A 24199-nucleotide genomic window follows, 5' to 3' on the forward strand; every position below is an offset into this window, starting at 1 on the left:
ACCACTACCGTAGCGGCTGGTCCGACGTGATCTACGACGCCTCGTCGGAGACGCGTTCGCCGGCCCATCTCACGAGACCGGGCATCGCTGCTTCGATCTGCTCGCGAACCTCGGTGAACGCGCTGTCGGACGAGTAGTACGGGTCGGCGACGGACTCCGAGTCGGCGTCGTCGTCGAACGAGCGCAGCAGTGCGATGCGGTCGGCGGGAGCGCCCAACTGCAGGAGTTGTCGCGCATGTCCCGAGTCGAGTGCGACGAGGAGGTCGGCCGCGAGATGGCCGTCGTCCACCTGCGCTGCCACGTGGTCGGCGTCGTATCCATGCGCCTCGAGCTCGGCGACGGCACGCGGATCGGCGCCCTCGCCTTCGTGCCAGCCGTCGATGCCTGCACTCGAGACTCGAACGCTCTGCTCGAGACCTGCTTCGAGCAGGAACTGGTCGAAGATCTTCTCGGCCATGGGGGAGCGGCAGATGTTGCCGGTGCAGACGAAGGCGATGTGCACGCCGGGCTTACGCAACGGTGTTGTCACCGAGCACCTTCGTCAGCTCGTCCATCGTCGTCACGGTGAACGCGGCATCGTCGTTCTCGCCGTCGATGCCGTATCCCCAGTCGACGTAGACCGCGGGGATTCCGAACCGAGCGGCACCGTGCACGTCGTGGTCACGGTCGCCGACCATGATCACACCCGGCGTTCCGCCGTCGGCGATCTCCTTCGGGATCAGACCGAGATTGCGGAGCGAGTGCGCGATGACGTCGGGCTTCGCGCGTCGGACGCCGTCGCTGCTCGCGCCGCCGATGAATTCGAAATACTTCGACAGACCGAAGTGGTCGAGGATCCGGTGCGCGAATCGCTCGGACTTCGACGTCGCGACACCCAGCCGGATGCCACGCGACTGCAGCTCCGCCAGAACCGGCTCGATGCCGTCGAACACCGAGTTCTCGGCCCAGCCCTGGGCGTCGTACCGCTCGAAGTACGCGGCGAGCGCGCGCTGAGCCACGTCCTCGGCAAGGCCCATCGTGCGGAACGAGTCGATGAGGGGCGGTCCGATCACCAGTGCCAGTTGCTTCTCGGTCGGCTCGGGTGCTCCGACGGACGCCAGAGCGTGGCGGAAACCGGCGAGAATGCCGGGCGCCGAGTCGGTCAGCGTTCCGTCCAGGTCGAACAGCACGACAGAGGCCTGCACGTTCGTCGATTCCGGGGGCTTTGTCATGACAAAACCATATCGGTGAGGCCGCCGACTACGCTCACTGGCAACGAAAGGACCGCTCGAAGTGCTCTCACGATCGCTGCTGCGCCATCACGGCGACGCCGAAGTCGGCGACGGTCTCGTCGATTTCGCGGTCAACGTCCAAGGGACGGCCCCGCCGCTGTGGCTTCGCGACCGCCTGGCCGGCAAACTCGGCGAACTCGGTGCGTATCCGTCCGCCGCGGCGGACCTGCGCGCGCGGGAGACGGTTGCCCGCAGGCACGGCCGCAGTCCCGACGAGGTGCTGTTGCTCGCCGGAGGCGCCGAAGGCTTCGCGATGCTGCCGAGGCTGCAGCCACGCTCGGCGGCCGTCGTGCATCCGTCGTTCACCGAACCCGAACTCGCGCTGCGCGAGGCCGACATCGACGTCGTACAGGTCGTCCTGCCGCCGCCGTACGTACTCGATCCGGCGCTGGTGCCGGCGTCGGCCGACATGGTCGTCGTCGGTAACCCGACCAATCCGACGTCCGTGTTGCATCGACGGGAGACCGTCCTCGCCCTGCGGCGCCCCGGGAGAGTCGTCGTCGTCGACGAAGCGTTCGCCGACGCGGTTCCGGGTGAGTCCCAGTCGCTGGCGGGTGACGCGCTGCCGGACGTGCTGGTGCTGCGCAGTTTGACCAAGACCTGGGCGCTCGCGGGCCTGCGGTGCGGCTACGTTCTCGGTCCGCCGGACCTGTTGGCGTCGCTGGCGCACGGTCGCGCGCACTGGCCGGTCGGCACCCTGCAGCTCGAAGCCATCACCGCATGCAGCGAACCGGCCGCGGTCGATCTGGCGGCGACGCAGGCGTCGAGCATCGCCGAGAATCGGGACGCGATGATCGCCCGCTTGGTCGGTCTGGGCGTCGGCGTGCACACGCCGGCGCATGCCCCGTTCCTGCTGGTCCAGGTGCCGTCGGCTGCCGACGTCCGTGAGCGGCTGCGCGCGGAGGGGGTGGCTGTGCGCCGATGCGACACGTTCCCCGGACTGCCGCCGCACCACCTGCGCGTCGCCGTCCGTGGTGCCGAGCACGTCGACGTCCTCGTCGACGCACTGAGACGCGTTCTGTAGAGAAGGAGACATCCGTGTCCGAACCCCACGTCAGCCTCGCCGACGTGATCGCCGTCCTCGACCGTGCGTATCCGCCCCGGCTCGCCGAGAGTTGGGACTCGGTCGGGCTCGTCACGGGTGATCCCGTGGACCGAGTGCGCAAGGTGGTGTTCGCTGTCGACGCCACCGCAGGCGTCGTCGACGAGGCCATCGAGTGGGGCGCCGACCTGCTGGTCGTGCATCATCCGCTGTTGATGCGCGGCGTCGACACCGTCGCGGCGAACACCCCGAAGGGTGCGCTGATCCACCGCCTCGTCAAGGCCGGATGTGCGCTGTTCACCGCGCACACGAACGCCGACTCGGCCGACCCGGGAGTTTCCGACGCCTTGGCGGACCTCCTGGGAGTCACGAGAACCCGCCCGATCGAGCCGATCGACGGACCGCGCATCGACAAGTGGGTCGTGTTCGTGCCGACCGAGCAGTCCGACGCCGTGCGCGACGCGCTGTTCGAGGCAGGCGCGGGCGCGATCGGCGACTACCGCGAGTGCAGTTGGACCGTCGCGGGGACGGGCCAGTTCCACCCCCAGGAGGGCGCGGATCCGGCGATCGGAACCGTCGGGCGCGTCGAACGGGTGGCCGAGGACCGCGTCGAGATGGTCGCGCCTGCGTCGCTGCGCGCGCAGGTGCTCGAACGGCTTCGACAGGTCCATCCCTACGAGGAGCCGGCCTTCGACATTCTCGAGCAGGTGCGGCGTCCGTCGTCGACGGGACTGGGCCGCGTCGGCACGCTCGACGAGGCCGTCACGCTGCGTGCGTTCGCCGAACGCGTACGCAGCAGGTTGCCGGAGACCGCGTGGGGAGTGCGGACGGCAGGCGACCCGGACGCCGTCGTCCGGACGGTCGCCCTGTGCGGCGGCGCGGGAGACTCGTTCCTGAGCTCGGTCGGCTCGCTCGGCGCCGACGTGTTCGTCACCGCCGACTTGCGCCATCACCCCGTCGACGAGCATCTTCGCGCCGGGGGGCCTGCGGTGATCGACGTCGCGCACTGGGCGTCGGAATGGCCGTGGTGCGCACAGGCGCGTGCGATCGTCGATTCCGCTTTCTCGGGCACCGACGCGTGGGAGAGTCGAGTGAGCACGACCAGAACGGACCCGTGGACCCTCGGTGCCGCGGACACCTGACACCGTGCCGGTAGGCTTGACCGAATCCTTCTTCCATAGTCGCAGGAGCCATCACGCGTGAACGTCGATCCCCGAGTACAGGCCTCACTTCTCGAACTGGCCGCAGTGGACACCGAACTGACTCAGATCGCGCACCGTCGCACCAACCTTCCTGAGCAGGCGGAGGTCGAGAAACTCGAAGCCGAGCGCATCGCCAGGAAGGACGCGGCCGTCGCCGTCCAGATCTCGATGGACGACCTCGATCGCGACATCAAGAAGCTCGAGAACGAGGTCGACGCGGTCCGCCAGCGCGAGGACCGCGACAAGAAGCTGCTCGAGAGCGGCACGGTCGCGGCCAAGCAGATGTCCGAGATCCAGCACGAACTGACCAGTTTGGAGCGTCGTCAGAGCATCCTCGAAGAAGAATTGCTCGAGGTCATGGAGCGGCGGGAGGCGTCGGAAAGCGACTACAACCACGCGGGCGCACAGCTGACGCAGATCGAGGAAGAGCTGATCGATGCGGGCCGACGTCGTGACGATGCCGTCGCCGACATCGACGCCGCCGAACAACGCAGCACCGGGCGTAGGTCCGAGCTGGCTGCCACGTTCCCCGAGGACCTGCTCGCTCTGTACGAAAAGCAGCGGGCCCTGACCGGTCGCGGCGCAGCACTGCTCCAAGCCCGTCGGTGCGGTGCGTGCCGCATCGAACTCGATCGCGGTGAGATCTCGCGTATCGCGGCCAAACCCGCGGACGAACTCGTCCGGTGCTCGGAATGCAACGCAATCCTGGTGCGTACCAAGGAATCCGGTCTGTGAGTGCACCGACGCGGGTGATCGTCGAGGCCGACGGCGGTTCGCGGGGCAACCCGGGTCCCGCCGGATACGGTGCTGTCGTGTTGTCCGAGGACCGAGCCGAAGTGCTGGCAGAACGACGGCTGGCGCTCGGTGTCACCACCAACAACGTCGCCGAATACCGCGGCTTGATCGCCGGGCTGACGGCGGCTGCCGACGTCGGCGCACGTGTCGTGCATGTCCGCATGGATTCCAAACTCGTCGTCGAGCAGATGTCGGGGCGGTGGAAGGTCAAGCACCCGGACATGATTCCGCTCAACCGGGAGGCCGCAGAACTGGTTCGCGGCTTCGACTCGGTGAGCTTCGAGTGGATTCCGCGTAACCAGAACTCGCACGCCGACCGCCTCGCCAACGAGGCGATGGATGCGGCCGACGCAGGCGAGGACCTCGCACCCGCCGAGGAGGTCGCCGAGAAGCCTGCGGCGCCCGGCTGGACCGGCGCCGTGGGTGAGCCGACGCGGATGCTGCTGTTGCGTCACGGGCAGACCCCGCTGTCGGTCGGCCGAAAGTACTCCGGCAGAGGCAACCCGGCGCTCACCGAGTTGGGCGAGCGTCAGGCCGCCGCGGCCGCGGACTACCTGGCACGGCGCGACGACATCGCAGCCGTCGTGTCGAGTCCCCTCGGTCGCGCCCGGCAGACCGCGGAAGCTTACGCCCGAAAGGCGGGGCTGCAGGTGTCCGTTCTGGACGACCTCACCGAGACCGACTTCGGCGACTGGGAAGGTCTGACCTTCTCCGAGGCCGCAGAGCGAGATCCGGACATCCACCAGCGGTGGCGCGGTGACACGTCCGTCGCGGCACCCGGCGGGGAGAGCTTCGACGTCGTCTTCGGACGCGTCAAGGCGGCGCGGGACAAGATGATCGCGTCGTACGCGGGCTCGACGATCGTCGTGGTCAGTCACGTCACGCCGATCAAGATGCTGCTGCAGTTGGCGCTCGACGTGGGTCCGTCGATTCTGTACCGCATGCACCTCGATCTGGCGTCGCTGAGCATCGCGGAGTTCTATCCCGACGGGGGAGCGTCGGTGCGTCTGGTCAACGAGACGTCATACCTGGACTCCTAGCGAGAACCACAGCGCCGCAACCGATCCGACGATCGTCAGCGGCGTGGTGATCACACCGAGAACGGTGAACGTCCTCAGGTCGGCCGGTTCGTGGTTCGAGGCGGCCACCCGCCGCCACAGCATGATCGCGAGCGAGCCGACGTAGGTGAGGTTGGGGCCCAGGTTGACCCCGATGACCATCGCGAGCAACAGTCCGGGTGGCGCCGACGGGCCGAACGCGGCGAGAAGCATCAGCGTCGCGGGCAGGTTGTTGACGACGTTGGATGCGACTGCAGCGATGGCTGCGGTGACGAGCAGGCCGACGAAGGTCGGTTCGGTCGGCAGAATGTCGGCGAGCCACCGGCCGATGGGCCCTGCCGTCACGCCGGCGACGACGATCGCGAGCAACAGGACGAAGCCGCAGAACGTCAGGTCGGCGGCCCGCAGTACACGCGTCGGGAACGTGTACCCGTCGCGTAGCGACGGAACGGCCAGCACGAGTGCGCCCGCGGCCGCGACCCAGAACGGTTCGACGTGGAAGAAGCCGGCCACGGCGAATCCGACCAACGTGGCGCCGAGCACGATCAACGTGCCGACCGGAGCGGGGACGCGTTCGGGTGGCGGTACTGCTTCGGTCCGCTTCAGATCGGATCGAAAGAACACCCAGAAGACCACGAACTCGATCAGCACCGCCGCCACCCAGGGCAATGCCATCAACGCTGCGAAGTGGACGAACGTCAGCCCGGTCGCCGAGAACGCCAGAAGGTTGGTGAGGTTGGAGACGGGCAGGAGCGTCGACGCCGAATTGGACAGGTGCGCACTGGCGTAACTGTGCGGTCTCGCGGACATGCGCAGTGCGCGGGCCGCACCGACGACAGCGGGCGTCAGCAGCACGACGGTGGCGTCGAGACTCAGGATCGCGGTGGTCACTGCGGCCGCCGCGAACACCGACACGAGCAAGCGATGCGGACTGCCGTGCGCGCTGCGGGCCATGGCCGACGCCATCCACGTGAAGACGCCGCGCGCGTCGGCGAGATGAGCGAGAACGAGGATGAACGCCAGGAACACGACCGTCGGGAGCAGTGTGGTCACTTGCTCCGCCGCGGCCGAGACCGACACCAAGCCGAGCAGAAGCGTCAGCGCAGCCGCCGGGAGGGCGATCACGATCTCCGGAAGACCACGCGGACGAACGATGGCGAAAATCAGCACGGCCGCTACGAGTGCGGCAGCGACGACGCTCACGCGAGCATCTTGGCGAGCGTCCGCAGGTTGCGCGTCGTCGTGGTCGGCTTGAACTTGGCCTTCGCGGTGAACTTTCCGACCACGCTGTCGGTGGTGCTGCCCTTGACGACCTCCCAGTACACGACGCCGTGTCCGGCCGCGATCCGTTCGAGCACGGGATCCAGGGTGTCTCCGATGGCCGCGAGCTCGGCGAGATGGGTGTCGTCGTTGCCGAAGATCACGTACGGATGCCAGCCGTTCCGTTCGGCGTCGAACGGATAGTCGTCGACGATGCCGCGCAGCGTGGGCACGTCGAGCACGATGACCCCTGCCTCGTAGCCGAAGCGGTCCGACAGCACCTTCTCCACGGACGACTTCAGCTCGGCGCCTCGCATCGGGGACCGCAGGTGCACGTTGCCCGTCGCCAGGACGGTCCGTACGTCCGAGAAGCCGGCTTCCGTCAGGGCGGCTCGCAGATCCGCCATCTTGATGTTGATTCCGCCGACGTTGATTCCGCGCAGCAGAATGACGTGATCCATGACGTGAACTGTAATGACAGGACCGGAGCCGGCGGAACGACCATCCCACACTGCCGGTAGAATCTGCTCTCGCGAACGAGTCGGTTGGACGGCTGCGGCACGGAGAACTGACGGAGCGATTCCGTCAAGCTTCGCGCCGAGGAAAGTCCGGACTCCACAGAGCAGGGCGGTTGCTAACGGCAACCCGAGGTGACTCGCGGGACAGTGCCACAGAAAACAGACCGCCCACACGCGGCGCTCTCGGGTGTCGTGCGTGGGTGAGGGTGAAACGGTGCGGTAAGAGCGCACCAGCACCTCAGGTGACTGAGGTGGCTAGGTAAACCCCGCCCGGAGCAAGGTCGAAGGCCGCACCTTCTCTAGGTGCGGCTGCGCAGGTGTTCGAGGGCTGCTCGCCCGAGCCTGCGGGTGGACTGCTCGAGGTACCCGGCGACGGTGTGCCCAGATGGATGGTCGTCGTTCCGTCCCGTTTCGGCGGGAGGGAAAACAGGATCCGGCTTACATGCCGACTCGTTCGCACTCCGTACGGCACACTGGTTCCATGAGCACAGACGACGAAGCCTGGTACTACGACGTCCGCACCAAGACCGTCTCCCAGGGCAAAGAGGCAGGCGCCTTCGACCGCATGGGACCGTACCCCGATCGGCAGACGGCCGAGCGTGCCATCGAGATCGCGGCCGAGCGCAACAAGGCGGCCGACAAGGCCGACGACGACTGGAACAATTGACCGACGTGGCTCCGATCCGACTGCCCGTCTCCACCTTCGATTTCCGAGCAATCAGATCCGAGTTCGATCTGCGAGAGGCGTTCTCCGACGACGCCATGGCCGAGGCGGCTGCGCCCGTCGATCGGCACGCGGCCGAGCGTGCCGATCGCACCGACCTCGCGCTGGTGACCATCGACCCGCCAGGGTCGATGGATCTCGACCAGGCGGTCCACATCGAGAGAGTGGCGTCGGGATTCGTGGTTCATTACGCGATCGCCGACGTCGGTGCGCTCGTCGCGCCCGGCGGGGCACTGGACGCCGAGACGCGGGAGCGCGGCCAGACGTACTACTTGCCCGACGAATCGGTACCGCTGCACCCCAGGGTGCTCTCGGAAGGATCGGCGAGCTTGTTGCCGAACGAAACTCGGGCGGCCGCGTTGTGGCGCATCGAGCTGGACTCGAACGGTGAGGCGGTCGCGTGGACCGTCTCCCGAGCTCTTGTGAAGTCGGTCGCACGACTCGACTACGCCGGTGTGCAGGCGGATTTCGACGCGGGCACACCACACCCGTCGATCGCGGCGCTGGCGGAATTCGGGGCGCTGCGCGCTCAGGCGGCAGTGCTGCGTGGGTCGATCGACATCACGTTGCCCGAACAGGAGGTCGTGCGCGACGGCGATTCCTGGCGTATCGAACTGCAGGGCCGAACCGACGTCGACGCATGGAACGCCGAGGTGTCGCTGCTGACCGGGATGTGCGCGGCACGCATCATGCTCGACGCGCGGGTCGGGTTGTTGCGAACGCTTCCGCCTGCGTCGGAGGACGCGCTGGCCACCCTGCGGACCACCGCGGACACGCTCGGAATCGAGTGGCCTGCGGGTGCGTCGGCAGGCGCAGTTCTCGCGGGTCTGCCGCGTGACGCACCGGAGACCCTGGCGATGATGACCGAGGCGACCGGTCTGCTGCGGGGCGCGGACTACGCCGCCTTCGACGGGGAGTTGCCGCCCGTGACCGAGCACGCGGGAATCGGTGCGCCGTACGCGCACGTCACCGCGCCGCTGCGGAGACTGTCGGATCGGTACGCCACCGAGGTCTGTCTCGCCGTCGTAGGCGACACGGAGATTCCGGTGTGGGCACGCACGGCGTTGCCGGACCTGCCGGCCGTGATGCGTTCGTCGGATTCGACCGCGTCGAAGGTCGATCGCGCCTGCATCGACCTGACCGAGGCGACGGTGCTGGCCGGACGCGTCGGCGAGGAGTTCGGGGCGCTCGTGCTGCGGGGAGCGGACGGCAAACGCGATGCCGAAGTGTTCCTCGACGATCCCATCGTCATCGGCAAGTGCACCGGTGAGCCACCGGAGGGGGAGAAGGTGACGGTACGGCTCACCGTCGCCGACACCGACTCCCGCCGTATCCAGTTCGGATACGAATCACCGTAGCGAGGCGAACCTGTCCGTGGCCTGCACGAGGTGGTGGACGATGCCGGGCTCGCTCGCCGAGTGCCCGGCGTCGTCGACGACGATCAGTTCGGCACCGGGCCATGCCTTGTGCAGGGCGTATGCGCTCGTCGCCGGACAGACCACGTCGTACCGGCCCTGAACGATGACGCCGGGGATGCCGTCGAGCAGATGCGCGTCGTCCAACAGCTGGTTCTCCCGCAGGAATCCGCCGTTGACGAAGTAGTGGTTCTCGATGCCGGCGAACGCCGAGGCGAACCGTGGGTCCTCGTTCTCGGCGATCTGCTCCGGCCGAGGCAACAGGTAGCTCGTCGCCGCCTCCCAGGACGACCACGCGACCGCCGCGGCCGTCGCGACGTCACGATCGTCCGACGTCAGAAGCCGGTGGTAGACCTCGACCAGATCGCCGGCGCGCTCGGCCTCGGGAATCGGGGCGAGAAACCTCTCCCACTGCTCGGGGAACAGGTGGCCTGCGCCGCCGTTGTAGTACCAGTCGATCTCACTGCGCCGCAGCAGGAAGATGCCTCGGAGAATCAGTCCGACGACGCGGTCGCGGTGGCTCTGCGCGTATGCGAGCGACAGCGTCGAACCCCACGAACCACCGAACACGAGCCACCGCTCGACACCGAGATGCGTGCGCAGCGTTTCGATGTCGGCGATCAAGCGGTCGGTCGTGTTGACCGAGAGGTCCGCGCCGTCGGCGATGTGCGGCGTCGACTGTCCGCATCCTCGCTGATCGAACAGCACGATCCGGTACACCGCCGGGTCGAAGTATCGACGCTGCGCCGGACCGGTGCCGCCGCCGGGACCACCGTGGACGAAGACCACCGGGGCGCCCGACGGGTTACCGCTGGTTTCCCAGTAGATGCGTTGACTGTCGCCGACGTCGAGGTGGCCTGCGTCGTACGGTTCGATGGGCGGATACAGCTCGGTTGCGTACGTCTGCGTCACCGGTCAGAACCCGACCAGACCCGACGCGAGGTCGGGGATGTCGAGGGAACGCATGGCTTCGTCGCGCACCTCGGGGCAATTGGCGATGGTGACGGTGTCGACAATCGAACGGTCCTGGATCACCTGAACGTTGATTGCGCCGCTCTGCGCCGCCCACGTCTGCACGACGATGTTCAATCCGCCGCGCCCCAGCGTCGGACCCTGGATGCGCCACTCCTGCAGTTGCTGTTCCAGGTCGGTGCACAGCTGCTGGGCCTGCTGATCGGTGACGGCGGGACCGGTCGCGGCGGGGGTCGTCGTCGGCGCTGCCGAGGTGGTGGTGGTCGTCAGGGACGAGGACGAGCCCGTCGACGTCGAATCGGTGCTGCATGCGGTAGCCGCTGCAACGACGGCAGCCGCCCCCACGAGGGAGACGGCTGTCCGAACAAGCGTGTCACGTGTCGGTCGTGAGTTCATGGCACAGAGTGTGCCATCTCCGCATCGAGTCAGTAGCTGTGCTCGGGACCGGGGAAGACCCCGCTGCGCACCTCGGCCAGGTAGGTTGCGGCGGCGGTGCGAAGTTCGTCACCGACGTGGCCGAACTTCTTGACGAACTTGGCCGTCTTGCCGCTCGTGTAGCCGGCCATGTCCTGCCACACGAGGACCTGCGCGTCGGTCTCGTTGCCCGCGCCGATACCGATGGTCGGGATCGACAACTTGCGGGTCACCTGACCGGCGAGATCGGCGGGCACCATCTCCATGACGACCGAGAACGCGCCTGCTTCCTGGACCGCGATGGCGTCGGCGACGAGCTGATCGGCACCGTCACCACGACCTTGGATGCGGAAGCCGCCGAGCCCGTTGACGCTCTGCGGCGTGAAGCCGATGTGCGCCATGACCGGAATTCCTGCCGCGGAGATGGCTGCGATCTGATCGGCGACGCGTTCGCCACCCTCGAGCTTGACGGCGTGCGCGAGGCCTTCCTTGAGGAAACGCGTCGCGGTCTCGAGCGCCTGCTGCGGCGACGCCTCGTACGTTCCGAACGGGAGGTCGGCGACCACCAGTGCGTTGGGTGCTCCCCGGACGACGCCGCGGACGAGGGGCAGCAGTTCGTCGACGGTGACGGGGACCGTCGTGTCGTAGCCGTAGACGACGTTGGCCGCCGAGTCCCCGACGAGCAGCACGGGGATACCGGCTTCTTCGAAGATGCGGGCGCTCGAATAGTCGTAGGCGGTGAGCATGGCCCACCGCTCGCCCTCGGCCTTCATCTGCAGAAGGTGATGAGTGCGGGTCTTGCGAGTCAATCCGGATACCGAGGCGTCGGACGCGCCATAGACGGAGTTGTCGGACATCTTTGTCCCTTTCGGTTCCTCGAGGCCCGCCTGCGGGTCCCCGGGATGGGGTTGATGACGTCCTTCAGTCTGCCACCGACCGACGGCGAGCCCGAGAGGTCCTGTCAGTGCAATACATCACATTCGTTCCTCGTGCGAATGGAACGCGTTCGTGACGGGCATCCGCCGATCGCGCCCGAACGCGCGCGAGGTGACCTTGGTGCCGATCGGATACTGCCTGCGCTTGTACTCGGCCGCGTCGACCCTCTGCAGGATGTCGGCGACGGTGTCTCGGTCGTACCCGGCAGCGACGATGTCGTGCAGGCCCTGATCGCAATCGACGTAGCGGTACAGAATCGCGTCGAGCTCGTCGTAGTCGGGCAGTGAATCGGTGTCGAGCTGGCCGGGACGCAGCTCAGCCGACGGTGCCTTGTCGATGCTCGACTCGGGAACGGGCGGGACCTCGCCGCGCTCGGTAGCCGCTTTGTTGCGCCACCGCGCGAGGTCGCGGACGAGCGATTTCGGAACGTCCTTGATGGGTGCGTATCCGCCGACGGCGTCGCCGTAGATTGTCGAATAGCCGACGGCCAGTTCGGATTTGTTGCCCGTCGCCAACACCAGATGGCCCGCCTCGTTCGATACGGCCATCAGAGTCATTCCGCGGCAGCGGGCTTGGATGTTCTCCTCGGCGAGACCGTGGAGTCCGAGGGTGCGCACGAACACTTCCACCATCGGCTCCACCGATTCGGTTTGGAAGTGAAGCCCGGTGCGGCGCGCGAGTTCGGCTGCGTCACTGCGTGAATGGTCCGACGAGTATCGCGAGGGCATCGATATACCGTGAACGGCGTCGCTCCCCAGCGAGTCGACGGCGATCGCGGCGACGACGGCCGAGTCGATCCCACCCGACAGGCCCAGCACGACGGATCGGAAACCGTTCTTGTGCACGTAGTCTCGCAGCCCGGTGACCAGTGCTGCCCACACCTGTTCCTCGTCGGGCTTCGAATCGGCGACAGTCTCGTCTCGTCGATCCCATCCGCGAACGACGATGTCGGACACGGTGTTTCGGTCGACGGTCCAGCCTGGCACGTCGTCGCGATCGGGTCGCGGGTGGTCGGGCAGATCGACATCGACGCAGAGCAGGTCCTCGGAGAACTGTCGAGCACGACCGAGCAGGCGTCCGTCGCGCGCGACGACCAGGCTGCCGCCGTCGAACACGAGCTCGTCCTGCCCCCCGACCAGATTGACGTACGCCAGAGGCACGCCCGCTTCGGCAGCTCGTCGTTCGACGACCGACCGGCGGATGTGGTCCTTGCCGCGCTCGAACGGGCTCGCATTCAGGCAGAGAAGGACGTCGACACCTGCCGCCGAGTACGCGGGAACCGGGCCACCGGGCTGCCAGATGTCCTCGCAGATCACGACGCCGACGCGGTGATCGCCGATGCTCGTGATGCTCAGTCGCGATCCGGGTGCGAAGTACCTGGCCTCGTCGAACACGCGGTACGTCGGCAGGGCGACCTTGTCGTAGTGCGAGAGGACTTCGCCCCGGAACAGCACGGCCGCACTGTTGCGGGCACCCGCGAGGTCGCGGTCCAGATAGCCGACGACGGCGACGATGTCTCCGCAGCCTGCACGGTCCAAGGCGTCGGCGAGCCGTCGCACGGCATCTTTACCTGCATCGGCGAAGGCCGGAGTCAGCGCGAGGTCTTCGACGGGATAACCCGTCAGCGCCATCTCGGGGAACAGGACGATCTGCGCGCCTTCTTCGACGGCACGCCTCGCCCACGACACGATCAGCGCGGCATTGCCTTCCAGGTCGCCCACCGTCGGATTGATCTGAGCAAGAGCGATTCGCAGTGCCTGCACGGGTCGGATCTTAAAGGCGTCCTCGGCACTCCGCTCGGCGTGCTCTGGCAACATCATGTCGATGAAGTCGTCGACAGCGGGTGTCGCAGCGTTCGTCGCGGTCGCAGTGCTCGGCGTGCAGGGATGCGCGCAACCCGAGTCCACCGTGGGGACTCCGGAGGCAGAGCCGGCGGAGGCATGGGCGCCCGGTGCGGGCGTGATTCCTCCGGGGCTGGAGCAGTTCTACACCCAGACCCTCGGTTGGGAATCGTGCGACAGCTACGACACCGACGAATCGCTGATCGGCACCGATCTCGAATGCGCGAAGGTGACCGTGCCATTGGACTACGCGGACCCGACAGGCGCCACCGCCGACGTCGCGATCTCGCGCGCGCGTGCGACCGGAGACAAGATCGGTTCGATTCTGTTCAACCCGGGCGGGCCGGGAGCCTCCGGGCTGTACCTGGCGACGCAGGCCGAGGGCTCGGCCGTCTCGGAACGGTTCGACCGCATCGGATTCGACCCGCGCGGGATCGGCGCGTCGACCCCGGCGGTCAGGTGTCTGACGACCGAGGAGACCGACGAGCAACGCAGCGAGAACGACGTCGACATGTCGCCCGAAGGCATCGCCGAGACCGAGGACGATCACCGCGACTACGCGGCCAAATGCGCGGAGCGGACCGGCGCCGACGTTCTCGAACACGTCGGCACGCAGGAGGTCGTCCGAGACATGGACGTCATCCGTTCGGTCCTCGGGGACGACAAGCTCACCTACGTCGGATTCTCCTACGGCACGCGGATCGGCAGCACGTACGCCGAGACGTTCCCCACCAACGTCCGCGCGATGGTTCTCGACGGCGCACTCGATCCCGAACAGAGCCCCGTCGACGAGGCGGTCGAGCAGGGTGCTGCCTTCCAGAAGGCGTTCGACGGATTCGCGGCGAGTTGTGCGGAAGCGTCGAACTGCGCGCTCGGCTCCGACCCGATGGAGGCGAACCGGACGTTCCGCGAACTCGTCGACCCGTTGCTGGCCACGCCTGCCGAGACGACCGATCCGCGCGGCCTCGGCTACAACGACGCGTTGACCGGGGTGCAGCAGGCTCTGTACTCCGAGAGTCTCTGGCGGGTGCTGCGGGTCGGGTTGGCAGAGCTGCAGGAGGGCAGGGGAGACACCCTGCTCAGGCTCGCGGACACCTATTCCGGTCGTCTCGAGGACGGGTCCTACTCGAACCTCGACGACGCCTTCAACGCGATCCGCTGCGTCGACGACCCTCCGGTCACCGACCGGGCCGAGGCGAGCGAGGCCGACAGGCGATACCGCGAGGCAGCCCCGTTCCTCGACGACGGTCGCGGTACCGGTCAGGCGCCGCTGGATCTGTGCGCGTTCTGGCCCGTGAAGAACACGAGTACTCCGCACACCGTCTCCGCGCCCGGTGTGCCGAAGCTGGTCGTGGTGTCGACGACCTTCGATCCCGCGACGCCGTATCAGGCGGGTGTCGAGCTCGCCGCACAGCTCGGCGCCGACCTCGTGACGTACCAGGGAACGCAGCACACCGTCGCGTTCTCCGGCGTGCCGTGCATCGACGATCCGCTGATCGATTACCTCGTCGACCTCGTCCCGCCAGGTAACGATTTGGTGTGCTGATCTGTCTCACCCGCACGTCCGGGCTGGTGAGAGTGGCCGGATGTGAGACCGAATTCACGATGTAACACAGATTTAACGCGGTTTGCTTACTCTCGCGGACATGGATCGCCAAAAGGAATTCGTGCTCCGGACTCTGGAGGAGCGCGACATCCGCTTCGTCCGCCTGTGGTTCACCGATGTCCTGGGGTACCTCAAATCGGTCGCGATCGCACCGGCGGAACTCGAAGGCGCATTCGACGAAGGCATCGGCTTCGACGGCAGCGCGATCGAGGGATTCGCGCGCGTGTCCGAGGCCGACACCGTCGCGAAGCCCGATCCGTCGACATTCCAGATCCTGCCGTGGTCCACGAGCAAGGGGCATCAGCACTCCGCGCGTATGTTCTGCGACATCGCCATGCCCGACGGCTCGCCGTCCTGGGCCGACTCGCGCCACGTGCTGCGTCGTCAGCTCAGCAAGGCCGCAGACCTCGGCTTCAGCTGCTACGTGCACCCCGAGATCGAGTTCTTCCTCCTCAAGGACAGCCCCGAGGACGGCACTCCGCCCACCCCCGCGGACAACGGCGGCTACTTCGACCAGGCGGTCCACGATTCGGCGCCGAATTTCCGGCGGCACGCGATCGACGCACTCGAATCGATGGGAATCTCCGTCGAGTTCAGTCACCACGAAACCGCTCCCGGCCAGCAGGAGATCGACCTGCGCTACGCCGACGCGCTCTCCATGGCGGACAACATCATGACGTTCCGCTACGTCGTCAAGGAGGTGGCGATCGAGGAGGGCGTCCGCGCGACGTTCATGCCGAAGCCGTTCAGCGATCATGCAGGCTCGGCGATGCACACCCACATGAGCCTGTTCGAAGGTGACACCAACGCCTTCCACAACCCCGACGATCCGATGCAGCTGTCGGAGACCGGCAAGTCGTTCATCGCCGGAATTCTCGAGCACGCCAACGAGATCAGTGCGGTGACGAACCAGTGGGTCAACTCGTACAAGCGACTCGTGCGCGGCGGCGAGGCGCCGACGGCCGCGTCGTGGGGTCCGTCCAACCGATCGGCTTTGATCCGCGTCCCGATGTACACCCCGAACAAGGCGTCGTCGCGACGCGTCGAGATCCGTAGCCCTGATTCGGCGTGCAACCCGTACCTGGCGTTCGCGGTTCTTCTCGCTGCCGGCCTGCGCGGCATCGAGAAGGGTTACACCCTGCCTCCCGAGGCGGAAGAAGACGTCTGGGCATTGACGTCGGCCGAGCGTCGAGCCATGGGCTACAAAGAACTTCCCGGAAGCCTGGATCAGGCTCTGAACGCGATGGAGAGCTCGGAACTCGTCGCGGAGGCTCTCGGCGAGCACGTCTTCGACTTCTTCCTGCGCAACAAGCGTCGCGAGTGGGAGGAGTACCGCAGCCACGTCACGCCGTACGAGTTGAAGGCCTACCTCGGTCTTTAACTCCCCGGTGTCGGGATGCACTAGGTTCTAGTGGTCGGAGAACGTCGAGTATCCCTGCGGTGAGGTGAATCTGTGTCACGCCAGAGTCGAGGTGTTCGCTGATGGTGCGTCCACCCACGTCGCGTTCGGTCGTCCCGGGAGCCGGGCGTCTCGGATTGGTGGAGTCCAGTGCCCCTGCGGATCTGACCAGGCTCGGCTGGGTCGACGAGGGCAGCCTGGAACTGTTGTGGTCGCTCTCGCGGGCCGCGAATGCCGATCTGGCTCTTCGCACGGTCGTTCGCCTGTCCGACTCGCTCGGTGACGGGTTCGCCGAGGTCGATGCTGCGTTGCGCGCGGACAAGGGCTTTCGAGGACGCCTGTTCGGGCTGACGGGCGCCTCGAGCGCCCTCGCGGACCACTTGGTGTCCGACCCCGCTGCGTGGCGTCTGCTGCTCACCCCCGAAGGATCCTCGTCCGGCCGGAATGCGGGTGTCGCGCTCCCGAGCAAGGAACAGCTGACGACGCAACTGCTCGACGCCGTCGAGGCCGTTCCGGAGACGGGCGACAACGCCGCGCCCGACCTGTACCGCGCGGGCATCGTCGGACCCGACGCCGTTCTCGCGCTGCGTAAGACGTACCGCGATCAGGTGATGGTGCTGGCCGCCGCCGACCTGGCGGCGACCGTCGAGAACGAGCCGGTACTGCCGTACCAATTGGTGGGAACGCAGCTCTCCGACATGGCCGACGCGGCCCTGACCGCCGCGCTCGCCGTGGCCGTCGCGACCGTGTGTCCCGATTCGCCGTGCCCGACCCGCCTCGCCGTCGTCGCGATGGGCAAATGCGGTGCGCGCGAACTGAATTACGTGTCCGACGTCGACGTCGTGTTCGTCGCCGAGCCCGCCGACGCCGTCGCGAGTCGCATCGCGGGCGAGATGATGCGGATCGGCTCGTCGGCGTTCTTCGAGGTCGACGCGGCCTTGCGTCCCGAGGGCAAGCGCGGCGAACTCGTCCGCACACTCGACTCGCACATTGCGTACTACAAGCGCTGGGCCAAGACCTGGGAGTTCCAGGCACTGCTCAAAGCGCGTCCGATGACGGGCGATCTGGAACTCGGCCACGCATACGTCGCCGCGCTGAATCCGATGGTGTGGCTGGCGTCGCAGCGCGAGGACTTCGTCCCCGAGGTCCGTGCGATGCGCAGACGCGTCGAGGAAATGGTGCCGCCCGAACTCCGTGAACGGGAGATCAAGCTGGGCCGCGGCAGCCTGCGCGACGTCGAATTCGCCGTTCAGCTCCTGCAACTCGTGCACGGGCGCACCGACGAATCGCTTCGCGTCCTCGGCACGACCGACGCGTTGGCGGCGCTCACCGACGGCGGCTACGTCGGACGTGACGACGCGGCGAATCTGACGGCGTCGTACGAATTCCTGCGTCTGATCGAGCACCGGCTCCAGTTGCAGCGTATGAAGCGCACGCATACTCTGCCGCCGCCGGACGACGAGGAAGCTCTGCGCTGGCTCGCGCGGGCCGCGCACATGCGTCCCGACGGCAGCCGCGACGCGCTCGGTGTGCTGAACGCGGAGATCAAGCGCAACGCGCAGCGCATCAGGCGCCTGCACGCGAAACTGTTCTACCGGCCCCTCCTCGACTCGGTGGTGCGGTTCGACGACGACACCGTCCGGCTCACCCCTGACGCCGCGATCCGGCAGCTCGCGGCGCTGGGGTACGCGGCGCCGGAGAACGCACTCGGCCACCTGCGTGCATTGGTGAGCACCGGTGCACGACGCGGTCAGATCCAGGCCGTCCTGCTGCCGACGCTGCTCGAATGGCTCGCGGACACACCGGATCCCGACGCCGGTCTGCTGAACTATCGACGGCTCTGCGAAGCCACGACCGAACACACCTGGTTCCTGCGCATGCTGCGCGACGAGGGTGCGGTCGCGCAGCGGCTGATGATCGTGCTCGGATCGTCGGCGTACGTGCCGGACCTGCTGATCAAGGCGCCCGAGGTCGTTCGCCTCTTCGCCGACGGGCCGAACGGGCCGAAGCTGCTCGACGCGGAGCCGGAGGAGACGTATCGCGCGATCCTGTCGTCGTCCGGTCGATACGAGGACCCGGCGCGGGCGATCAACGCGGCCCGCGCGCTCCGACGTCACGAACTCGCACGCGTCGCGTCGGCGGACATCCTGGGGATGCTGGACGTACCGCAGGTCTGCCGTGCGCTGTCGTCGGTGTGGGCTGCCGTCATCAACGCCGCGCTGGCGGCGGCGATCCGAGCCAGCGAAGCCGAACGCGGCGAGCCTGCGCCCGCTCGTCTCGCCGTCATCGGTATGGGACGGCTCGGCGGGGGTGAACTCGGATACGGCAGCGACGCCGACGTGCTCTTCGTCTGCGACCCCGTCGAGGGCGTCGAGGACAGCGTTGCGGTCAAGTGGGCCAACGGGATTGCCGATCGGATTCGCAAGCTCCTCGGTGCGCCGAGCACCGATCCGCCGCTCGAGGTCGACACCGGTCTGCGCCCCGAAGGTCGGAACGGACCCGTCGTGCGCACGCTCACCTCGTACGAGGCCTACTACGCGCAGTGGGCACAGGCCTGGGAGGTCCAGGCATTGCTGCGCGCTCACCAGGTCGCCGGCGATCAGGATCTCGGCATCAAGTTCCTGCTGATGGTCGACAAGATTCGCTACCCCGAGGGCGGCGTCTCCAACGAGGCGGTGCGCGAGATCAGACGCATCAAGGCGCGCGTCGACTCCGAGCGGCTGCCGAAGGGTGCCGACCCGGCCACGCACACCAAGCTCGGCCGCGGCGGACTCGCCGACATCGAGTGGACGGTGCAGTTGATCCAGCTTCGCCACGCGCACAACGTTCCCGCACTGCACAACACGTCGACCCTGCAGAGTCTCGACGCCATCGGCGCCGCGGAACTGCTCAGCGAGAACGACGTCGAATTGCTGCGCGAGGCATGGATTCTCGCGACGAAGGCGCGCAACGCGCTCGTTCTCGTCCGAGGCAAGCCGACCGATCAACTGCCGGCCCCCGGCCACGTCCTGTCCGCGGTCGCCAAGGTCGCCGGGTGGCCGAACGGCGACGCGGGAGAGTTCCTCGACAACTACCTGCGCGTGACGCGTCGGGCGAAGGCCGTCGTGGAGAGGGCATTCGGCGGCTGATCTTCGCCCGATCGCATCAGCCGGTCGTGACGAAGCCCTCCGACACGAGCCAGTCCCGGGCGACGTCGGCGGGCTCCAACCCTTCGACGTCGACCTGTCGGTTGAGTTCGGTCATGACCTGATCGGTGAGCTTCTCGGAGATCGGCGCCATGACGTCGAGCACCTCGGGGTACGCGTCGGCGAACGACTTCTTCATCACCAGCGACGGGTTGTACTTCGGGAAGAACGACCGATCGTCTTCCAGCAGAACGAGATCCAGGGCGATGATGCGTCCGTCCGTGGTGAAGACCTCGCCGAACTTGCACTGGTTGCCGTCGGCTGTCGCCTGGTAGATGATGCCCGTCTGCAAGATCTGACGCGGCGCGGCGTCGGGGTTGAACTCGTACTTGGCTGCCATTCCCGGGTAGCCGTCCTGGCGTACGTTGAATTCGGTTTCGACGCACGTGGTCGCCGCAGCAGGATCGGTGCTGACGAGTCGCGCGTAGTCGGACAGGGTGCGGACGCCCGTCTGCTCGGCGGTCTGCCTGTTCATCGCGATCGCGTAGGTGTTGTTCATCGGTGCCGGATCGGCCCAGACCATGTCGTTCGCGGCGAGGTCGGCGTCTCGCGTGGCCTCGTACTGTTGCTGCGAGTCGGGGAGCGGAGTCTCGTTGCCCAGATAGTTGATCCACCCCGTGCCGGTGTACTCGTACGTCAGGTCGATCTGCCCGTCGAGTTGTGCGTCGCGGGTGCTGTTGGATCCCTGGATGTTCGTCAGGTCCCGCACGTCGGCACCGGCGGCCGTCAACGCGAACTCGATGATGTAGCCGAGCGTGATCTGCTCGGTGAAATCCTTCGACCCCACGGTGATCTTGACCCCGTCGAGTTCCGGAATGGGTTCGATACTGCCCGGTCCGACCGGGAGCGGCACGGCACCGCCCGATTCGAGACCGCAGCCGGCCACCAGCAGCCCCGACGCTGCGACGGCCAGAATCGATTTGACCATCGATTTCATCGCAGTCCCTTCGGTCCGAGGAACTGTTCCGCGAGCGCGCCGAGCCAGTCGATGAACAGTGCGAGCGACACCGCGAGCACGGCGCCGACGACGAGAGTGACGTTGTCACGCAACTTGTATCCGGTGTCGATGAGGATTCCGAGCCCGCCTGCGCTGACCAGGAAGCACAGCGTCGCCGTGCCTACTGCCAACACGAGCGACGTGCGCAGACCCGCCAGGATGTACGGAACGGCCAACGGGAACTCGACCTTGCGCAGAACTGTCATCGCCGACATTCCTTGTCCGCGACCGGCGTCGATCAGCGTCCGGTCGACTTCCTGATAGCCGAGGATGGTGTTCCGTAGCACCGGCAGCAGCGAGTAGAAAGCGATGGGCAGCACGCCTATCCAGAACCCGGTCTGGCGGGTGGCCAGATAGAACAGCACCAACAGGCCGATCGCGGGCGCAGCGGCCCCGATGTTCGCGATGCCCACGAAAAACGGTGCGAGACGGGTGTATCCGGGTCGCGTGAGCAGCGTGCCGAGCGGAACCGCAACGAGGACGACGATGATCACGACGGCAGCGGTGATCAGAATGTGCTGCCACGTGAGCGTCACGATGTTCGAAATGCTGATACTGCCTTGCTGGGTTGCGGTCAGATCGCGGCTGAAGGCCCAGATCAACACGCCCGCAACCAGAATCACCACGAGTACCGGCTGGACCAGCAATCGCATCCGCTCGGCGCGGCGCGCCGCACCTCGCTCGGATGCTCCCTCGTCCGGCGGTGCCTCCATCTCCGGCGCCTCCGGCGTTCTCGACGCCTCCGATGTGGTCATGCAGGCGCTCCCGCCGCGGCCACGTCGTCGTTGTCGTCGTGATCGTGCTCGTGTTCTTCTCGCATCTTCTGCAGGTGTCCGACGAGCGTGTCGATCGAGATGAGTCCGACGTACTCGCCGCGGTGCCCGGTGACGACCGTCGACGCCGTGCTTTCCGCGAGCAGAGCTTCGAGCGCATCCTGCAGTGTCGACTGGACCGACACCAACTCACCGATCGGAGTGCCGACGCCGCGCAGCGACGACGCCGTCTGTAGGTGGGCGGGGGAGGCCCACCGAAGCGGCCTGCTTCGGTCGTCGAGGATCAGACCCCACTGCCACTTGCGTGAGCTGATCTTCCGTCGGAACTCGTCGACCGGGTCGCTTTCCTTGGCGGTCGGGCACTGCAGCAGCCGGACGTCTCGAATCCGCGTGAGCGTCAACTGCTTCAGCGACGCGTCGGCCCCGACGAAGCCGGCGACGGTGTCGTTCGCCGGGTTCGCGAGAATCGCTTCCGGGGTGTCGTACTGCAGAATCGTGGACTGGTTGCCGAGAACCGCGATGCGGTCACCGAGCTTCACGGCCTCGTTGAAGTCGTGCGTCACGAACACGATCGTCTTGCCCAGCTCGGACTGCAGACGCATCAGCTCGTCCTGCAGCAGGCCACGGGTGATCGGATCGACGGCGCCGAACGGCTCGTCCATCAGCAGCACCGACGGATCGGCGGCGAGAGCACGTGCGACACCCACACGCTGCTGCTGACCGCCGGACAACTGACGTGGATAGCGGTCGCGATACGTGTCCGGATCGAGGCCGACGAGGTCGAGCATCTCGTCGATACGTGCCGCGATGCGCTTCTTGTCCCACCCGATGAGGCCGGGCACGGTACCGACGTTCTTCGAGATGGTCATGTGCGGGAACAGCCCTGCCTGCTGGATCGAGTAACCGATCCCGCGTCGCAGCTCGTCCGGGTCGATCGACAGAGCGTCCTTGCCGTCGATCGTGATCTTGCCGGACGTAGGCTCGATGAGTCGGTTGATCATCCGCATCGTGGTCGTCTTGCCACACCCGGACGGACCGACGAACACCACGATTTCGCCGGCGGGAACCGTCATCGAGACGTTGTCGACGGCCGCGGCCTTCTGGCCTGGATACCGCTTGGTGACGGAGTCGAGCACGATGTCCACTCCGGAGACGTGCTGCCTGGTTGTTTCAGTCACGGAGACCCCTCGATGTTGTGAGACGGCCGACGAGCACGAGAATGCCGTCGACGACGAGCGCGAGAACGACGATCAACACGGTCCCGGCGAGAGCTTGTGGGACGGCGTTGGGGCTGCCGACGCGAGACAGACCCGAGAAGATGAGGTTGCCGAGACCGGGACCCTTCGCGTACGCCGCGATTGCGAGAATGCCGAAGATCATCTGCGTACTGACGCGCATTCCGGCGAGAATCGACGGCCACGCCAGCGGCATCTCGATGCGGGTCAGGATTTTCGTGCGGTTCAACCCCACTCCCTTGGCTGCGTCGGTGACCGCGGGATCGACCGACGCGAGACCGATGATCGTGTTGCGGATGATCGGCAGCAGCGCGTACAGGACGAGGGCGGTGATCGTCGGAGCCACACCGAGTCCGAGAATCGGAATCAGCAGTCCGAGAAGCGCGAACGACGGGATCGTCAGAATCGTGCTCGCGAGCGCGGTGGCGATGGCCGACCCGGCGGGGGAGCGATAGACCAGAATTCCGACGACGACCGCGACGATGGTCGCTATGACGATGGACTGCACGACAGCGGACACGTGCAGATAGGAATCGGTGAGCAACTGTTGTCGTCTGTCCGAGACGAAGGTCCAGAGAGCGTCCATCCGAGGTTATCCACCCTCTTCGCGAGTATGCGGTCTCGTTCGGCGGTTCCGAACGAGCGGCACGTACGAGAGTGGCTTACTTTGCACGCGGTTAAACCCGTTTTCGCCAAGTCGTTACCCAAGTGCACGAAAAAACCACCCGCACCGCCGAAATTCGGCGATGCGGGTGGCAGGGTGACGCGGTGACGGCGCGTGATTACACGTCGTAGTACAGCTGGGACTTCATCCTTTTGGTTTGTCAGTAACGACGGTTGTTTAGCTCGTGAGAAATGGCAGGTCAGAACGGTCGCTGTCGTTTGCGAGTCTTGACGCGATTTGATGCTGCTGCGGACGGCCTGCGGACGGACGGGAGCAACGCCGCTACTCGGCGGTTCATTCGATTGAACGAACAAGTTGGTGCACCGAACGAGCATGATGCTAGAAACAGCTCATGACTCGACTGATCGCGGCAGCCGCTCTCGGCGTCGCATGCGCCTCAGTGCTGATATCTGGTTGCAGCAGCGATGACGCCACGGTGACCGAGCAGACGTTCGAACCCCGACCTGGCACGCAGTCCTATGCCAGCGCCCAGGAGATCGTCGACGATCTGACGGCGGGTGGATTCCCCTGCGAGACACCGTTCGAGATCGACGCGACATCGACAATGGCGGCGAATGCCGGCAGGTGCAACGTCGGCGGCGTGGAGACGGTCATGTCTGTCTACACCTCGACCGGGGATCGAGACGAAGCAGTAGACCTGGGACCGTCACTGTTCGGCGCCGCAGGCATCGAGTACGGCTATCTCGTCGGAGCCAACTGGACAGTCAACTGCGGATCCCCGGACGCATGCGTCCAGCTCAAAGCGCCAATGGGAGGAAAGATCGTCGCCGCCGACGGCAGCTAACCAAAAGCTCCGGGGCGAGAATCTACTGAACCTGACCGACTTTCGAGCTGCCTCCCCCGCGGCGAAACGCGGGTGGGGTGGGGGGAG

Annotated in this window: 22 protein-coding genes and 1 other RNA gene; 11 read left to right on the forward strand and 12 right to left on the reverse strand. The window is 66.6% G+C overall.

Annotation, left to right across the window (positions count from 1 at the left end):
* Positions 1-31: 31 nt before the first annotated feature.
* The gene (locus RhoFasB10_RS20400; RefSeq protein ID WP_346764438.1) at positions 32-529 is read right to left on the reverse strand and encodes a low molecular weight protein-tyrosine-phosphatase; all 498 of its coding nucleotides are present in this window, start codon (positions 527-529) and stop codon (positions 32-34) included.
* On the reverse strand, positions 510-1211 hold the full coding sequence (locus RhoFasB10_RS20405; protein WP_068420542.1) for an HAD-IA family hydrolase: 702 nt from the start codon (positions 1209-1211) through the stop codon (positions 510-512). The genes RhoFasB10_RS20400 and RhoFasB10_RS20405 overlap by 20 nt, the downstream gene beginning before the upstream one ends.
* Positions 1212-1272: 61 nt before the next feature.
* Between RhoFasB10_RS20405 and cobC the strand changes: the two genes are divergently transcribed.
* Genes cobC through RhoFasB10_RS20425 form a run of 4 tightly spaced genes read left to right on the forward strand, consistent with a single transcriptional unit; the run spans position 1273 to position 5350 of the window.
* A complete protein-coding gene (gene cobC / locus RhoFasB10_RS20410; protein ID WP_068420543.1) occupies positions 1273-2295 on the forward strand; it encodes an Rv2231c family pyridoxal phosphate-dependent protein CobC in 1023 nt (340 codons plus the stop codon).
* 14 nt (positions 2296-2309) lie between these two features.
* The gene (locus RhoFasB10_RS20415) at positions 2310-3455 is read left to right on the forward strand and encodes a Nif3-like dinuclear metal center hexameric protein (protein WP_068420545.1); all 1146 of its coding nucleotides are present in this window, start codon (positions 2310-2312) and stop codon (positions 3453-3455) included.
* Positions 3456-3512: 57 nt separating this feature from the next.
* A complete protein-coding gene (locus RhoFasB10_RS20420) occupies positions 3513-4250 on the forward strand; it encodes a C4-type zinc ribbon domain-containing protein (RefSeq protein WP_068420546.1) in 738 nt (245 codons plus the stop codon).
* Positions 4247-5350, forward strand: a complete 1104-nt coding sequence (locus RhoFasB10_RS20425; protein ID WP_346764439.1) for a bifunctional RNase H/acid phosphatase — start codon at positions 4247-4249, stop codon at positions 5348-5350. Before RhoFasB10_RS20420 ends, RhoFasB10_RS20425 begins: the two co-directional genes overlap by 4 nt.
* Here RhoFasB10_RS20425 and RhoFasB10_RS20430 read toward each other — a convergent pair.
* Together RhoFasB10_RS20430 and RhoFasB10_RS20435 are read right to left on the reverse strand one after the other, a co-directional pair.
* Entirely contained in the window at positions 5333-6571 is a 1239-nt protein-coding gene (locus RhoFasB10_RS20430) for an SLC13 family permease (protein ID WP_167678268.1), read from the reverse strand. The two genes, RhoFasB10_RS20425 and RhoFasB10_RS20430, sit on opposite strands and share 18 nt — an antisense overlap.
* The gene (locus RhoFasB10_RS20435; RefSeq protein WP_167678270.1) at positions 6568-7089 is read right to left on the reverse strand and encodes a DUF1697 domain-containing protein; all 522 of its coding nucleotides are present in this window, start codon (positions 7087-7089) and stop codon (positions 6568-6570) included. Before RhoFasB10_RS20435 ends, RhoFasB10_RS20430 begins: the two co-directional genes overlap by 4 nt.
* A gap of 76 nt (positions 7090-7165) precedes the next feature.
* On the opposite strand from RhoFasB10_RS20435, the gene rnpB reads away from it, so the two are divergent.
* The 3 genes from rnpB to RhoFasB10_RS20450 all read left to right on the forward strand — a co-directional run bounded on the left by rnpB (position 7166) and on the right by RhoFasB10_RS20450 (position 9228).
* An RNA gene (rnpB, locus tag RhoFasB10_RS20440) (RNase P RNA component class A) lies at positions 7166-7603 on the forward strand.
* Positions 7604-7627: 24 nt separating this feature from the next.
* Complete coding sequence (locus RhoFasB10_RS20445) at positions 7628-7813, forward strand: hypothetical protein (RefSeq protein WP_068420555.1); 186 nt, start codon at positions 7628-7630, stop codon at positions 7811-7813.
* Positions 7814-7818: 5 nt separating this feature from the next.
* The gene (locus RhoFasB10_RS20450; protein WP_167678272.1) at positions 7819-9228 is read left to right on the forward strand and encodes an RNB domain-containing ribonuclease; all 1410 of its coding nucleotides are present in this window, start codon (positions 7819-7821) and stop codon (positions 9226-9228) included.
* On the opposite strand, the gene pip is transcribed toward RhoFasB10_RS20450, so the two are convergent.
* From pip to RhoFasB10_RS20470, 4 genes are all read right to left on the reverse strand, one after another.
* Positions 9220-10197, reverse strand: a complete 978-nt coding sequence (gene pip / locus RhoFasB10_RS20455; protein WP_167678274.1) for a prolyl aminopeptidase — start codon at positions 10195-10197, stop codon at positions 9220-9222. The genes RhoFasB10_RS20450 and pip overlap by 9 nt on opposite strands.
* A 3-nt stretch (positions 10198-10200) precedes the next feature.
* Entirely contained in the window at positions 10201-10653 is a 453-nt protein-coding gene (locus tag RhoFasB10_RS20460; protein WP_167678276.1) for a hypothetical protein, read from the reverse strand.
* Between the two features lie 29 nt (positions 10654-10682).
* Positions 10683-11528 (reverse strand): 3-methyl-2-oxobutanoate hydroxymethyltransferase, encoded by an 846-nt coding sequence (gene panB / locus RhoFasB10_RS20465; RefSeq protein ID WP_167678278.1) that lies wholly within the window; start codon positions 11526-11528, stop codon positions 10683-10685.
* 117 nt (positions 11529-11645) lie between these two features.
* Entirely contained in the window at positions 11646-13370 is a 1725-nt protein-coding gene (locus RhoFasB10_RS20470) for an NAD+ synthase (RefSeq protein WP_167678280.1), read from the reverse strand.
* A 61-nt stretch (positions 13371-13431) separates the two neighbouring features.
* Between RhoFasB10_RS20470 and RhoFasB10_RS20475 the strand changes: the two genes are divergently transcribed.
* The 3 genes from RhoFasB10_RS20475 (at position 13432) to RhoFasB10_RS20485 (ending at position 19581) form a co-directional block, all read left to right on the forward strand.
* Positions 13432-14994, forward strand: a complete 1563-nt coding sequence (locus RhoFasB10_RS20475; protein ID WP_167678282.1) for an alpha/beta hydrolase — start codon at positions 13432-13434, stop codon at positions 14992-14994.
* Between the two features lie 100 nt (positions 14995-15094).
* Positions 15095-16435, forward strand: coding sequence for a type I glutamate--ammonia ligase (gene glnA / locus RhoFasB10_RS20480; protein WP_068420566.1), 1341 nt, complete (start codon positions 15095-15097; stop codon positions 16433-16435).
* 101 nt (positions 16436-16536) lie between these two features.
* Positions 16537-19581, forward strand: coding sequence for a bifunctional [glutamine synthetase] adenylyltransferase/[glutamine synthetase]-adenylyl-L-tyrosine phosphorylase (locus RhoFasB10_RS20485; RefSeq protein ID WP_167678284.1), 3045 nt, complete (start codon positions 16537-16539; stop codon positions 19579-19581).
* Between the two features lie 16 nt (positions 19582-19597).
* Here RhoFasB10_RS20485 and RhoFasB10_RS20490 read toward each other — a convergent pair whose 3' ends face one another.
* From RhoFasB10_RS20490 to RhoFasB10_RS20505, 4 genes are read right to left on the reverse strand one after another with little or no spacing between them, the layout of a single operon-like run.
* On the reverse strand, positions 19598-20575 hold the full coding sequence (locus RhoFasB10_RS20490; RefSeq protein ID WP_167678286.1) for a glycine betaine ABC transporter substrate-binding protein: 978 nt from the start codon (positions 20573-20575) through the stop codon (positions 19598-19600).
* Positions 20572-21348 carry an ABC transporter permease gene (locus RhoFasB10_RS20495; RefSeq protein WP_174551334.1) on the reverse strand — a complete coding sequence of 259 codons (777 nt, stop codon included), beginning with the start codon at positions 21346-21348 and terminating at the stop codon, positions 20572-20574. The genes RhoFasB10_RS20490 and RhoFasB10_RS20495 overlap by 4 nt, the downstream gene beginning before the upstream one ends.
* Positions 21349-21386: 38 nt before the next feature.
* A complete protein-coding gene (locus RhoFasB10_RS20500; protein ID WP_167678288.1) occupies positions 21387-22586 on the reverse strand; it encodes an ATP-binding cassette domain-containing protein in 1200 nt (399 codons plus the stop codon).
* Positions 22579-23229 (reverse strand): ABC transporter permease, encoded by a 651-nt coding sequence (locus RhoFasB10_RS20505; RefSeq protein WP_114330539.1) that lies wholly within the window; start codon positions 23227-23229, stop codon positions 22579-22581. Before RhoFasB10_RS20505 ends, RhoFasB10_RS20500 begins: the two co-directional genes overlap by 8 nt.
* Positions 23230-23659: 430 nt before the next feature.
* Between RhoFasB10_RS20505 and RhoFasB10_RS20510 the strand changes: the two genes are divergently transcribed.
* Complete coding sequence (locus RhoFasB10_RS20510) at positions 23660-24112, forward strand: hypothetical protein (RefSeq protein ID WP_167678290.1); 453 nt, start codon at positions 23660-23662, stop codon at positions 24110-24112.
* Positions 24113-24199: the final 87 nt, after the last annotated feature.

It is taken from the genome of Rhodococcus sp. B10, from assembly GCF_011770055.1.
In the GTDB taxonomy this organism is placed as follows: Bacteria; Actinomycetota; Actinomycetes; order Mycobacteriales; family Mycobacteriaceae; genus Rhodococcoides; species Rhodococcoides kyotonensis_B.